Genomic DNA, 11,436 nt, shown 5'->3' on the forward strand with positions numbered 1-11,436 from the left:
AATGGCGGGGCCGTTTTCATGGGCGATCGTTTCGAAGCAGTGCATGCCGACACGGCGCGATGGGAAGGCGGCTGGTCCGATCACCCGGCCGACCCGGGCGGCAAGACGATGTATGGGATCACGCAAGCCGTCTATCACGCCTGGCTCAAAGGGCAGGGCAGGCCGATCCGGCCGGTGCGCGACATCACGCGGGGCGAGGCGCTGCAGATCTATCGCGCCCAATACTGGAACCCTACGGCTGTGCGCTACAACCTGTTTCCAGGCGTCGATCGCGCGACCTATGACGCGGCCGTCAACTCCGGCGTGAGCCGTGGGATCAATTGGCTGAAGGGCGCCGTAGGCTCGGATGATCACTCGGAAACGGCGAAGCGGATCTGCCGTGCCCGGCTCTCCTTCGTCCAGGGCCTCACCAACTGGAAGGTGTTCGGCAAAGGCTGGGGCAACCGCATCGCCGACATCGAGGCCAAATCCGTCAGAGACGCCCTCCAAGCGATGGCAAGGCCTCCGGAGACCGTGAGCGACCGGCTGGAAGCTGAACGCGCGCAGGCGGCCGCCGAGGAGCGAAAAAAGGCCAACCAGGCGAAGACGGCCGGCGGCGGGTCGGCTGCGTCCGGCGCCGGCGCGACGCAGACCGACACGGTCGTTCCCGACCAGGCCGGCGACCTGGTGCTGGGCATGGCGCCCGACCAGCTGGCGGCCGCCGTGCTGATAGGCATCATGGCAATCGCCGCGATCGCGGCCGTCGCCTCGGTGATCCGCAAGCGCCAGGCGGCCGCCCGGGAACGCGCTTATGCGGCCGAGCTGCAGGCGGTGAAGCGATGAGCGCGATCGGATCCATTCTCGCCGGCGTCGCCGTGAAGGTCGGTGCGCCGATCATCAAGGAGATCCTTGCCGACCGCTTCGGCCGAGGCGGGGACATAGCCGGCGACGTCATCGACACGATCGCCGGCAAGGTCGGCGTGCCGGTGGACGAGCTCGCGACGGTGCCGAGCTCGCAGCTCGAGGTGGCCGTTGCCCAGGCAGAAGCCGAGCACGGGCCGGAATGGCTGCAACTCTGGACGGCGGGCCTCGCCTATCAGCAGGCCGTGCTTCAGGCCGACCAGGGCGAGCCGCTGGTGGCACGCGCCTGGCGATGGGGCTGGATGTACCTGCTCGGCTTCCTGTGGACGTGGACGCTCGTGCTCGTGCCGACCGTCAACGCGATGCTTAGCGCTGACATCCAGCCGCCGGAACGATCCGATCTTCTGACGCTGACGACCTGGTTCCTCGCGCTCTACATGGGCGGCCACACGGTGAAGGATCTCGGGCACGCGGCCAAAGAGGCCTGGCAGGCGAGGAAGATACCATGACCGACTACAGGCCGACCTTCGATATGCGCATCACCTTCGGGAATATCATCACGCTGGTGGCGATGGGGGCCGGCTTCATTTGGGGCTATGCCGACTTCAAGGCGCAGTTCGGCGAGGCGCGCGGCGCTATCCAGCGGGCCGAGGCGGCGCTTGCAACCAAAGCCAACCAGGCAGACGTCGGCCGCATCGACACCCGGGTCGTCTCCCTCGAGCTCGCACGCGACGATCTGCGGGAGCGCATGATCCGGGTGGAGCTGCAGCTGCAGCACCAGAACGAATTGCTGCAGGGGATCGCCGAGGCGGTCGGGGTGCCACGACCAGGGCGGACGGCGCGGTGAGAATCTGGTGGTTAACCAACAGTTGCATTGATCTTCTTGTGACCCGTAACGCGAGTCGCGGTATCAGTGGGCTATGGAGACCTTCTTTCAGTCGCTCGAAGCTGTTTGGGAACTGGTGATGCAAGAGCCATTGGCCTTCTTCACTGTAGCCATTCTGATATTCAGCGGCGGCTGGCTGGTCGGCCGTTTTACCTTCAGCAACAGTCTGCAGATTGCTTCGCAGCGAAATGAGCAGCTGAAGGAACGTGTCGACGAGTATCGGGAAAAGCTGAGTGGAAAGTCCCCGGACGAAGCTCAAATCAGGTTTGAGCAGCTCGAAGCTCAGTTGAAGCTGTTGCAGCCCCGCCGACTAGACCCGGACCAAAAGCGCAAACTTAAGCAAGCTCTAAGCAACACATCTGGCTCAATATCTGTAGCTCATGATGGGGTAGCGGCCGACGCTAAACTTTTCGCTGATGAACTCGCGATAGTATTCGGAGAGGCCGGATGGAGAACTTCTCATGCAGTGGTGATGGGCTACAGTCCTCAGCCTAAGACAGGCGTCAGTTTTACCGTACAGGACGCGGAGCACCTTGACGCCGCCGAAATGGTGGTGCGCTCAGCTCTTATCGCGGCCGAAATCCCTTTCGACCTCAGAGTCTCTCCTCGGTCGCGAAGAACTTGGCCTGAGGGCATGCAACACTTTGAGCCGGATGTCCGCCTCGTCATCACGAACCGGATCAATGAGTAGTGCTTGACCGAAACGGGAATTTGTTCCTATTTCGTTCTGATGCAGCTCGAAACCCTCAGCGATGTCTGGACACATGGTGCGCGGATCGTGGTCCGCTGCGCGTTCGGCCGGCCGCCGACCATGAAGCGGCTGCAGCCTTGCGCCTATACCGCAACGCTCGACACCGAGACGCTCGTCTGCACGCGCGGTCGAGACTTTCCCGTCGCGCTGCTCGCCTCACGGATGCGCTGCCCTCGCTGCGGATCCAGGCGCGTCAGTGTCATCTTCGACCTGCCGCCGAATCACCAGCGCCTGGGCGCGGCTGCCATGCTGAAGCGCCAGACTGACTGGTGAAGATACGCTGATTGACAGTGCAGTGTTGCGTGTGGCATTTCTTCAGCGCTTCAAGTAATGCGCTGAATTGATTGAAATCAACAAGAACTTTTAATCAGTAGGTCCAGGGTTCGACCCCCTGCGGGCTCACCATTTTCTGATATTATAACAACTTCGAGATTTCGCTCGTCGCCGTATTCCTCCGGGTCAATCCGGCGGCGTTCTTGTCGTCGATGGCAGCGAGTTGTCATGCCGTCCATCTGCTTTGCTCTTGGCCTTGCGCATGTCGACTTCGTGTTCCGCCGCTTCGGTTGCCATGGTGCGATCGGCGGGGTCCGACTGATCGACATCTGTCGGTTGGGCCGGACCACGATCATGCTGCGCTGAATTCCCGTCCTTCGACATCGTTTTCTCCTGTATCGGCGATAGTCGTCCAACACCGCAAGGCGGATGAGGTTCCGGAGCGGTACGGACACGGGCGCAGAGCCCCGACGTAATCCTGCGTAAAAATTTGGCAAATGCACTTGATTTGAGCGTTTAGGCGTCCGATATCGGGGTTGCGAAGACGGCTTCGCCAGCTCTGACAATGTAATCGAACGGGGACGGCCCCTTCCTTTGATGGAGGCGGGCATGGCCTGGCTTATTCTTGTTGTTGCGGCACTTTTCGAAATCGGTTGGGCGGTCGGGCTGAAAAGCCTCGATGGGTTCTCGCGGCCGACCCCCGTCATCCTCACAATCGGCGCGATGGCGATCAGCATCTGGTTGCTGTCCATCGCCATGCGCGATCTGCCGCTTGGCACGGCCTATGCCGTGTGGACGGGCCTCGGTGCCGTCGGCACGGCGACGTTCGGCATTCTCTTTTTCGGGGAACTGGCATCGCCGGCCCGAATCGCCAGCATCGGCCTCATCGTTCTCGGCATCGCCGGGCTGAAGCTCGCGAGCAGCTGATCATCAGAAGCAAACGGCCATCCGCGGATCTGTCCCGGGGATGGCCGTTTCAGTGTCCATCGCAGCCCTCGGCGCGAGGCTGAGGTCTGCAACTGTCTGCATTTGCCTTAGCGCTCAGGCGGCGCGAACGAGCATGTGTTTCTTGCGGCCGAGCGAGAGCTTGATCACGCCGTCGGCGTTGAGATCTGACGCGCCGATGACATGCTTGTCATCGGCGACCGGCACGTCGTTGATCTTCACCGCGCCGCCCTGGACATGGCGGCGGGCTTCGCCGTTCGATGCGGCAAGGCCGGCGCGGACGTAGAGCGCGAGAACACCGATGCCGCTTTCGAGTTCGGGCAGAGGAATGTCGATCGACGGCAGAGTGTCTGCAAGCGCGCCTTCCTCGAAGGTCTTGCGTGCGGTTTCGGCTGCTTCCTCCGCGGCCGCGCGGCCGTGCAGCATCGCCGTCACCTCGGTTGCGAGGATCTTCTTGACCTCGTTGATCTCCGATCCGCCGAGGCTTGCGAGACGCGCGATCTCGTCCATCGGCATCGTCGTGTAGAGCTTGAGGAAGCGGGCGACGTCGGCGTCTTCCGTGTTGCGCCAGTACTGCCAGAAATCATAGGGGCTCAGCATATCGGCGTTGAGCCAGATGGCGCCACCGAGCGACTTGCCCATCTTGGCCCCGGAGGCGGTGGTGAGCAACGGCGAGGTCAGTGCGTAGAGCTGCGGCGTGCCCATGCGGTGGCCGAGATCGATGCCGTTGACGATGTTGCCCCACTGGTCGGAGCCGCCCATCTGCATCCGCACGCCGTGGCGCTTGTTGAGCTCCACGAAGTCGTAGGCCTGGAGGATCATGTAGTTGAATTCGAGGAAGGACAGGGACTGCTCGCGGTCGAGACGCAGCTTCACGCTGTCGAAGGAGAGCATGCGGTTGACCGAGAAGTGGCGGCCGACATCGCGCAGGAATTCCACATAATTGATGCCGAGCAGCCAGTCGGCGTTGTTGACCATCATCGCATCGGTCGGGCCATCGCCGAACTGCAGGTAGGGCGCGAAGGCGCGGCGGATTCCCGCGAGGTTCTCGTCGATGCCCTCGGCCGTCAGAAGCTTGCGCGCCTCGTCCTTGAAGGAGGGGTCGCCGATCATGCCGGTGCCGCCGCCCATCAGCGCGATCGGCTTGTGGCCGGTCTGCTGCATCCAGTGCAGCATCATGATCTGGATGAGCGAGCCCACATGCAGGCTGGGCGCCGTCGGGTCGAAGCCGATATAGGCAGATACCGTTTCTGTCTGGAAAAGCTTGTCGAGGCCGGTATCATCCGAGATCTGGTGAATGAAGCCGCGCTCGTCGAGCGTGCGGAGGAAATCGGATTTGAACTTCGACATGACAGGCTGTTCCACGGGACTGGGAGGGACGGCCGACTTGGCGTGTGGGCCGATGGCGCGGGCGATTAGCACGCTTTCACGTGAAGTTCACCCCTTACGGCCGGGAAATCGAGCGTGATGGGACGGGTTGAGTCAGAGAGCCGGCTGACGGCCGTCGGGCTGATGAGCGGCACGTCGCTCGATGGCATCGACATCGCGCTCGTCTCGACCGATGGCGAGGCGGTCGTGGAGCGTGGACCTGCGGCAGGCTATTCCTACGAGCCCGCGTTTCGGCGCCGCCTGGCGGATGCGCTGGAAACGGCCAAGGCCATCGTCAAGCGCGAGGATCGGCCGGACGATCTCGGTACGCTCGAGCGCGATCTGACGCTGCGCCATGCCGAGGCCGTACGCCGGTTTGTGACGGATAACGGTCTGCGGCTTTCCGATATCGACGTGATCGGGTTCCATGGGCAGACCGTGTTGCATCGGCCGGGGCAGGCGCTGACGGTGCAGCTCGGTCTCGGGCAACTGCTCGCGGACGAACTCGGTGTGCCCGTGGTCTATGACATGCGGGCCAATGACATGGCGCATGGCGGAGAGGGCGCGCCGCTGGTGCCGGTCTATCACCGTGCGCTCGCCGCCGCGCTCGAAGAGCGGCCTGTGGTTTTCGTCAATATCGGCGGCATTTCGAACGTCACCTATGTCGGCGAGAGCGGAGAACTGGTCGCCTTCGACAGCGGGCCCGGCAACACGCTGATCGATCAATGGGTGGAGCGGCATGCCGGGGTGCCGTTCGACCAGGGCGGTGCGATCGCCAGCGAGGGTGGCGTAATCTCGGCGCTTGCCGAGAGATATCTCGCTTCGGACTTTTTCACGGCAGATATTCGCCGGTCACTCGATCGCAACGATTTCCCGCCGCCGGGCGATCGCGAAGCTGAGCTCGCCGATGGTGCGCGCACGCTTGCGCATGTGAGCGCTGCCGCCATCATCAAGGCGGCCGATCACTTTCCCACACCTCCGAAGCGCTGGATCGTCTGCGGCGGTGGGCGGAAGAACCGGGTGATCGTGGAGGATCTGCGCACCATGGCGGCGGCATCCAGCGGCAAGGTCGCGGTGGCCGAGGATTTGGGTCTGGACGGAGATGGCATGGAGGCGGAGGCCTGGGCCTATCTTGCCGTTCGCGCGCTGAAGGGGCTGGCGCTCACATTTCCCGGCACCACGCGGGTCAAAGCACCGGTCACAGGTGGCGTTACGGCCTATCCACATAGAGCCGAAAGCCCATGAAGCCTTCGTCGATGATATCCGCTTCGATCGGTTCGAAACCCATGCGGCGGATGAGCGCCAGCGATGCCAAATTATCGGGTTCGACATAGCTGTCGATGTAGCGGACCTCGGGCGCCAATTCCGGGATGGTGCGCAGCAAGGCCGCGCGACCGACGCCGCGGCCGCGGCTGTCGGGTCGGACGCTGATCAGCAGCGAGACGCGGTCAAAATCCTCGAAATCATATTGCACGACGGCGATCAGATCGACGTCCTGGACCAGCGTCAGGCAATAGCAGCGATTGCCCTGATCGGTGCGCGAAACGTGCTCCAGCCAGAAGCCGTCCGGCGGATCGATGCGGCGCCGCAGTTCCTCGTCCTCGAACCAGGCGGCGTAGATGGGAAGGTCTGCTGCTTCGAAGGGGCGGGCGTTGAGAGCGATGGTCATCGTCCGTTCCCGCCCGTCGATCAGCGGATACGCTTGGCGGCGGGCTCGGGTACCAGCTCGCCACGCAGGCGAGCATCGAGATAATCGGAGCATTCGCCCATCAGGGCATCCACCTGGCCGGAGAAGAAGTGGTTGGCACCGGGCATGGTCTTTTGCGTGATGAGAATGCCCTTCTGCGTCTTGAGCTTTTCGACCAGCCCCTGAACATCCTTTTCCGGAGCGACGCGGTCGGCATCGCCATGGATGATGAGGCCGGAGGAGGGGCAGGGTGCCAGGAACGAGAAGTCGTAAGTGTTGGGCTGCGGCGCGACCGAGATGAAGCCTTCTATTTCGGGGCGGCGCATCAGGAGCTGCATGCCGATCCACGAGCCGAACGAATAGCCGGCAACCCAGCAGCTCTTGGAATCGGGATGGAGCGACTGCACCCAATCGAGCGCGCCGGCGGCGTCGGACAATTCGCCCGCGCCATGGTCGAAGGCGCCCTGGCTACGGCCGATGCCGCGGAAATTGAAGCGCAAAGTCGTGAAACCGCGCTGCTGGAACATATAGAAGAGCTGATAGACGATCTGGTTGTTCATCGTCCCGCCGAACTGCGGGTGGGGATGCAGGATGATCGCGATCGGCGCATTTTTCTGCTTGGCCGGCTGATAGCGGCCTTCGAGACGGCCGGCAGGGCCGTTGAAGATGACTTCAGGCATCGTAACTCCATCGCGATACGGCGCGTGCCCTCGACTGTCCTTGATGGATCAGCACATCCACCAGCGCCGGAAAGTTTGGCGCATCCAGATGCAGGGCAATGGTGAACGCAGACGCTCGCCTTGCGATCCGTCGTCGGACCGCGAATGATCGGTCGCCTCTCTTAAGGCAAGCGGCCTTCGCGTTTCAACAAAAATGCGCAAAGCCCTGCCGGGCGGGAAAAATGCTTGCGTCATGCTGTCCAAGCGCCACCGCCTGGCACCTCAAACCTTGACGCCCGAGGGTCTGCGGCCTACAACAGTTTAGAATGGTTCGAAACTGCGAGGCCATCCGCTTTCATGTGGTGGCGGCTCTCAAGAAGCAGTTCGAGACGCGATCAGAACCAACTGAATTTACGCAGCACACATCGATCTGGACCGATATGCCGGGCGAACGCTCATATCTCGATTACAATGCGACGGCGCCATTGCTCGATGGCGTGCGCGAGGAGATGATCGCCGCTTTCTCGGTCGTGGGCAATCCGTCTTCTGTCCATACCGAAGGGCGAAAGGCCCGGAAGCTTATCGAAGATGGGCGCTCGAAGGTCGCCACGCTTGTCGGCGCGGATCCAGCCAATGTGATCTTCACGAGTGGCGCGAGCGAAGCGGCGAGCCACGTGCTGACGCCGGATTTTCGCATGGGCCGGTCGCCGCTTTCGATCGGGCGGCTTTATGTCTGCGCGATTGAACACCCTTGCGTGCTGTCGGGCGGGCGTTTTCCCGTCGACGCAATCGAGCGCCTGCCGGTCGATCGCAACGGTGTTCTGGATCTCGGAAGGCTTGAAGCCGCTCTGGGCGCGCACGATAGCTCGCTCGGGCTTCCGATGGTGGCGGTGGCGCTCGCCAACAACGAGACGGGCATCATCCAACCTATCGCGAGAATTTCTGCCCTGACCCGCAAGGCGGGCGGCGTGCTCGTCGTGGATGCCGTGCAGGCTCCGGGGCGGCTGGCGATCGACATTGCCGCGCTCGGTGCGGATTTTCTCTTGCTGTCGGCGCACAAAATGGGTGGCCCGAAGGGTATCGGTGCGCTCGTCTCGCGCGGCCAGCAATTGATGCCTGTGCCACTCGTTGCCGGCGGCGGTCAGGAATCGGGTCATCGATCGGGCACGGAAAACCTGAGTGCTATTGTCGGTTTTGGTGTCGCAGCCCATATAGTAGGGGACGCTTTGACATCGGAAGCCGATCGGCTGCGTAGCTTGCGCGACCGGCTGGAGACGGGTCTGCTCAAGGTCGCTCCGGACGCCGAGATCGTGTCGTCGGGAGCCGAACGGTTGTGCAACACCACCTACGTGGCGCTGCCGGGCATGAAGGCCGAGACCATGCAGATTGGGTTCGATCTCGAGGGGCTTTCGGTATCCGCCGGCTCGGCCTGTTCGTCGGGCAAGGTGGGGCGAAGCCACGTGCTCGAAGCGCTCGGGCTGGACGCGGAAGCTGGAGCGGTCCGCATCAGTACCGGCTGGCAGACGGACGAAGCCGAGGTAGATCGCTGCATCGACGCGTTTTCGCGGCTTGCGGCAAGACGGCGCAGAGTTGCGGCCTAGCATGGCTGCCTTGCACTGGAACTGATTTCGCCGGCGCCGGCTTTCTGTTAGCCAGCGTCGCAAACTGACAGGGAAACCATCCGCCGCTTTCGGCGGTGGTGACAAAAAGACGGAGTATGGCGATGCCTGCAGTGCAGGAAACCATCGAACGCGTTCGAAAGATTGATGTCGATCAATATAAGTACGGTTTCGAGACGATCATCGAAAGCGACAAGGCTCCCAAGGGCCTGAGCGAAGACATCATTCGCTTCATCTCCGCTAAGAAGGAAGAGCCGGAGTGGATGCTCGAATGGCGGCTCGACGCCTACAAGCGCTGGCTGACGCTCGAAGAGCCGAACTGGGCCCGCGTCGATTATCCGAAGATCGACTTCAACGACATCTATTATTACTCGGCGCCGAAGAAAACGCCCGGTCCGAAGAGCCTGGACGACGTCGATCCGGAACTTCTGCGCACCTACGAGAAGCTCGGCATCCCGCTCGGGGAACAGGAAATTCTGGCCGGCGTCGAGAACCGCCGCGTCGCCGTCGATGCCGTCTTCGATTCGGTGTCGGTCGTCACAACCTTCAAGGAAGAGCTGAAGAAGGCCGGCGTGCTCTTCATGTCGTTCTCCGAGGCCGTCCGCGAACATCCGGAACTGGTGCGCAAATATCTCGGCACGGTCGTTCCGACGACGGACAATTATTACGCCACGCTCAACTCGGCGGTCTTCACCGACGGATCGTTCGTGTTCGTGCCCAAGGGCGTGCGCTGCCCGATGGAGCTTTCGACCTATTTCCGCATCAACGAGAAGAACACTGGCCAGTTCGAACGCACGCTGATCATCTGCGAAGAGGGCGCCTACGTTTCCTATCTTGAAGGCTGCACCGCGCCGCAGCGCGACGAAAACCAGCTCCATGCTGCCGTCGTCGAACTGGTGGCTCTCGACGATGCCGAGATCAAGTACTCGACGGTCCAGAACTGGTACCCGGGCGACAAGGAAGGCAAGGGCGGCATCTACAACTTCGTGACCAAGCGTGGCGATTGCCGCGGCAAGAACTCGAAGATCTCGTGGACGCAGGTCGAGACCGGCTCCGCGATCACCTGGAAATACCCGTCCTGCATCCTGCGCGGCGACAATTCGCGTGGCGAGTTCTACTCGATCGCCGTTTCGAACGGCTATCAGCAGGTCGATAGCGGCACCAAGATGATCCATCTCGGCAAGAACACGTCGAGCCGCATCATCTCCAAGGGTATCTCGGCCGGCAACTCGTCGAACACCTATCGCGGCCAGGTCTCGGCGCACCGCAAGGCGGCGAATGCGCGCAACTTCACACAGTGCGACTCGCTCCTGATCGGTGACCAGTGCGGCGCGCATACGGTGCCGTACATCGAGGCCAAGAACGCCACGGCGCAGTTCGAGCATGAGGCGACGACGTCGAAGATCTCCGAGGATCAGCTGTTCTACTGCATGCAGCGCGGCATTCCGGAAGAGGAAGCCGTCGCACTCATCGTCAATGGTTTCGTGCGCGAAGTCATCCAGGAACTGCCGATGGAATTCGCCGTCGAGGCCCAGAAGCTCATCAACATCTCGCTCGAGGGAAGCGTCGGCTGATTACAGCCGCCACTTCGAGCCAAAAGACAGACCAAGGGACGTCCAAAGACAATGCTTGAAATCAGGAATCTCCACGCCCGCATCGCGGATACCGAAACCGAAATCATCCGGGGGCTGAATCTGACCGTCAAGGCGGGCGAAGTGGCGGCGATCATGGGGCCGAACGGGTCGGGCAAGTCGACGCTTTCCTATATCCTCGCAGGACGCTCAGACTACGAAGTCACCGAGGGCGACATTCTCTTCAATGGCGAGAGCATTCTGGAAATGGACGTGTCGGAGCGTGCTGCTTCGGGCCTTTTCCTTGCTTTCCAGTATCCGGTCGAAATTCCGGGTGTGGCGACGATGCAGTTCCTGAAGGTGGCGCTCAACGAGCAGCGCAAGGCGCGGGGCGAAGGCGAACTGTCGACGCCGGACTTTCTGCGCCTCGTCAAGGCATCTGCCGCCGATCTCCAGATCGACATCGGCATGCTAAAGCGTCCGGTCAATGTCGGTTTTTCGGGTGGTGAGAAGAAGCGGGCCGAAATCCTGCAGATGGCGCTGCTTCAGCCAAAGCTCTGCGTTTTGGACGAGACCGATTCCGGCCTCGATATCGATGCGCTGAAGATCGTTGCCGATGGCGTCAACGCGCTGCGCTCGCCGGACCGCGCGATGGTCGTGATCACGCACTATCAGCGCCTGCTCGAGCACATCGTGCCGGACACGGTTCACGTGCTCTACAAGGGGCAGGTCGTGAAGTCGGGCGGCAAGGACATCGCGCTCGAACTCGAAGAGAACGGTTACGCGGACATCATCGGCGCGGCCGCTTGATGCACCTGGAACAAAGGAGCGCAAGCC

The 11,436-nt window shown here is 62.1% G+C and carries 14 protein-coding genes; 11 read left to right on the forward strand and 3 right to left on the reverse strand.

The window, feature by feature from the left end:
- Positions 1-18: 18 nt before the first annotated feature.
- The 7 genes from D5400_RS11690 (at position 19) to sugE (ending at position 3,677) form a co-directional block, all read left to right on the forward strand.
- Complete coding sequence (locus D5400_RS11690) at positions 19-822, forward strand: glycoside hydrolase family 108 protein (protein ID WP_126010186.1); 804 nt, start codon at positions 19-21, stop codon at positions 820-822.
- Positions 819-1,349, forward strand: a complete 531-nt coding sequence (locus D5400_RS11695; RefSeq protein WP_126010187.1) for a hypothetical protein — start codon at positions 819-821, stop codon at positions 1,347-1,349. The genes D5400_RS11690 and D5400_RS11695 overlap by 4 nt, the downstream gene beginning before the upstream one ends.
- Positions 1,346-1,687: a hypothetical protein gene (locus D5400_RS11700; RefSeq protein ID WP_126010188.1), complete on the forward strand. Its 342-nt coding sequence runs from the start codon at positions 1,346-1,348 to the stop codon at positions 1,685-1,687. The genes D5400_RS11695 and D5400_RS11700 overlap by 4 nt, the downstream gene beginning before the upstream one ends.
- Positions 1,688-1,760: 73 nt before the next feature.
- Positions 1,761-2,417, forward strand: a complete 657-nt coding sequence (locus D5400_RS11705; protein ID WP_126010189.1) for a hypothetical protein — start codon at positions 1,761-1,763, stop codon at positions 2,415-2,417.
- A 3-nt stretch (positions 2,418-2,420) separates the two neighbouring features.
- Entirely contained in the window at positions 2,421-2,750 is a 330-nt protein-coding gene (locus tag D5400_RS11710; protein ID WP_245451274.1) for a hypothetical protein, read from the forward strand.
- A 228-nt stretch (positions 2,751-2,978) separates the two neighbouring features.
- Positions 2,979-3,116 carry a hypothetical protein gene (locus tag D5400_RS21160; RefSeq protein WP_164527868.1) on the forward strand — a complete coding sequence of 46 codons (138 nt, stop codon included), beginning with the start codon at positions 2,979-2,981 and terminating at the stop codon, positions 3,114-3,116.
- Between the two features lie 243 nt (positions 3,117-3,359).
- Complete coding sequence (sugE, locus tag D5400_RS11715; RefSeq protein WP_126010190.1) at positions 3,360-3,677, forward strand: quaternary ammonium compound efflux SMR transporter SugE; 318 nt, start codon at positions 3,360-3,362, stop codon at positions 3,675-3,677.
- Positions 3,678-3,791: 114 nt separating this feature from the next.
- Here the strand turns inward: sugE and tyrS are convergent, their stop codons facing one another.
- Complete coding sequence (gene tyrS, locus D5400_RS11720) at positions 3,792-5,045, reverse strand: tyrosine--tRNA ligase (protein ID WP_126010191.1); 1,254 nt, start codon at positions 5,043-5,045, stop codon at positions 3,792-3,794.
- Positions 5,046-5,162: 117 nt separating this feature from the next.
- On the opposite strand from tyrS, the gene D5400_RS11725 reads away from it, so the two are divergent.
- Positions 5,163-6,308 (forward strand): anhydro-N-acetylmuramic acid kinase, encoded by a 1,146-nt coding sequence (locus D5400_RS11725; protein ID WP_126013152.1) that lies wholly within the window; start codon positions 5,163-5,165, stop codon positions 6,306-6,308.
- On the opposite strand, the gene D5400_RS11730 is transcribed toward D5400_RS11725, so the two are convergent.
- Both D5400_RS11730 and D5400_RS11735 read right to left on the reverse strand, forming a co-directional pair.
- A complete protein-coding gene (locus D5400_RS11730; RefSeq protein ID WP_164527869.1) occupies positions 6,274-6,732 on the reverse strand; it encodes a GNAT family N-acetyltransferase in 459 nt (152 codons plus the stop codon). The genes D5400_RS11725 and D5400_RS11730 overlap by 35 nt on opposite strands.
- Before the next feature lie 20 nt (positions 6,733-6,752).
- The gene (locus D5400_RS11735) at positions 6,753-7,430 is read right to left on the reverse strand and encodes an alpha/beta hydrolase (RefSeq protein ID WP_126010193.1); all 678 of its coding nucleotides are present in this window, start codon (positions 7,428-7,430) and stop codon (positions 6,753-6,755) included.
- Positions 7,431-7,849: 419 nt separating this feature from the next.
- On the opposite strand from D5400_RS11735, the gene D5400_RS11740 reads away from it, so the two are divergent.
- From D5400_RS11740 to sufC, 3 genes are all read left to right on the forward strand, one after another.
- Entirely contained in the window at positions 7,850-9,010 is a 1,161-nt protein-coding gene (locus D5400_RS11740) for a cysteine desulfurase family protein (protein ID WP_126013155.1), read from the forward strand.
- Between the two features lie 122 nt (positions 9,011-9,132).
- A complete protein-coding gene (gene sufB, locus D5400_RS11745; RefSeq protein WP_126010194.1) occupies positions 9,133-10,602 on the forward strand; it encodes a Fe-S cluster assembly protein SufB in 1,470 nt (489 codons plus the stop codon).
- Positions 10,603-10,653: 51 nt separating this feature from the next.
- Complete coding sequence (gene sufC, locus D5400_RS11750; protein ID WP_126010195.1) at positions 10,654-11,409, forward strand: Fe-S cluster assembly ATPase SufC; 756 nt, start codon at positions 10,654-10,656, stop codon at positions 11,407-11,409.
- The last annotated feature ends 27 nt before the right edge of the window (positions 11,410-11,436 follow it).

Source organism: Georhizobium profundi (assembly GCF_003952725.1).
Taxonomy (GTDB): Bacteria; Pseudomonadota; Alphaproteobacteria; order Rhizobiales; family Rhizobiaceae; genus Georhizobium; species Georhizobium profundi.

What these genes read in the sequence shown, in the direction of transcription:
- D5400_RS11690 (WP_126010186.1), top strand. Translation starts at nt 19, where the DNA reads ATGGGCGATCGTTTCGAAGCAGTGCATGCCGACACGGCGCGATGGGAA.
- D5400_RS11695 (WP_126010187.1), top strand. Translation starts at nt 819, where the DNA reads ATGAGCGCGATCGGATCCATTCTCGCCGGCGTCGCCGTGAAGGTCGGT.
- D5400_RS11700 (WP_126010188.1), top strand. Translation starts at nt 1,346, where the DNA reads ATGACCGACTACAGGCCGACCTTCGATATGCGCATCACCTTCGGGAAT.
- D5400_RS11705 (WP_126010189.1), top strand. Translation starts at nt 1,761, where the DNA reads ATGGAGACCTTCTTTCAGTCGCTCGAAGCTGTTTGGGAACTGGTGATG.
- D5400_RS21160 (WP_164527868.1), top strand. Translation starts at nt 2,979, where the DNA reads ATGCCGTCCATCTGCTTTGCTCTTGGCCTTGCGCATGTCGACTTCGTG.
- sugE (WP_126010190.1), top strand. Translation starts at nt 3,360, where the DNA reads ATGGCCTGGCTTATTCTTGTTGTTGCGGCACTTTTCGAAATCGGTTGG.
- tyrS (WP_126010191.1), bottom strand. Translation starts at nt 5,045, where the DNA reads ATGTCGAAGTTCAAATCCGATTTCCTCCGCACGCTCGACGAGCGCGGC.
- D5400_RS11725 (WP_126013152.1), top strand. Translation starts at nt 5,163, where the DNA reads ATGGGACGGGTTGAGTCAGAGAGCCGGCTGACGGCCGTCGGGCTGATG.
- D5400_RS11730 (WP_164527869.1), bottom strand. Translation starts at nt 6,732, where the DNA reads ATGACCATCGCTCTCAACGCCCGCCCCTTCGAAGCAGCAGACCTTCCC.
- D5400_RS11735 (WP_126010193.1), bottom strand. Translation starts at nt 7,430, where the DNA reads ATGCCTGAAGTCATCTTCAACGGCCCTGCCGGCCGTCTCGAAGGCCGC.
- D5400_RS11740 (WP_126013155.1), top strand. Translation starts at nt 7,850, where the DNA reads ATGCCGGGCGAACGCTCATATCTCGATTACAATGCGACGGCGCCATTG.
- sufB (WP_126010194.1), top strand. Translation starts at nt 9,133, where the DNA reads ATGCCTGCAGTGCAGGAAACCATCGAACGCGTTCGAAAGATTGATGTC.
- sufC (WP_126010195.1), top strand. Translation starts at nt 10,654, where the DNA reads ATGCTTGAAATCAGGAATCTCCACGCCCGCATCGCGGATACCGAAACC.